Source organism: Streptomyces sp. YS-3 (assembly GCF_045257485.1).
GTDB lineage: Bacteria > Actinomycetota > Actinomycetes > Streptomycetales > Streptomycetaceae > Streptomyces.
On sequence record NZ_JBJHPC010001187.1, the window covers coordinates 1 to 615 of the forward strand.

Genomic DNA, 615 nt, shown 5'->3' on the forward strand with positions numbered 1-615 from the left:
GTGATCGACAGCGCAAGGGTTCGATCGGCCGGCCGGGCCGGACGGAGCCGCGACGGGGACGCCGTGCGGGCGAAGGGCGCGCACGGCAGGCGGGACGGGGGAGTGGTGGGGATGAACGACACGCTGGTGACGCTGGTGGGGAACGCCGCGACGCGGGTGGAGTACCGGGAGACGGCGACGGGCGGGGTGGCCCGGTTCCGGCTCGCGGTGACGCCGCGCCGGTTCGACCGGCAGAAGAACGCCTGGGTGGACGGCCACTCCAGTTTCTACACGGTCTGGGCCTGGCGGACGCTGGGTCTGAACCTGGCGAGTTCGGTCGCCGTGGGCGAACCGCTGGTGGTGCACGGCAGGTTGCGGGTGCGCGACGAGGACCTGGACGGACAGCGCCGGTTCTCGGCGGATGTCGAGGCGATCGCGGTGGGCCACGATCTGACGCGGGGGACCTCCGCGTTCCGGCGGGTGGTGAAGGCGGACCCGGCGCTGACCGAGCCGCCCAAGGACCCTGCGGGAGAACCTGGTTCGGCGGATGCGGGAGTACGGAAACCGGTCCTGCAACCGGTTTCGGAGCCCTCTCCGGCGTGGACGGGAACGGGCGGTGCGGGCGTGGTAGCTGGG

The 615-nt window shown here is 72.8% G+C and carries 1 protein-coding gene; it reads left to right on the forward strand.

Annotated elements, in window-relative coordinates; genetic code table 11:
• Positions 1–111: 111 nt before the first annotated feature.
• The coding region (locus tag ACJA3G_RS38240; protein WP_406557581.1) for a single-stranded DNA-binding protein at positions 112–615 on the forward strand (504 nt) is incomplete at its 3' end.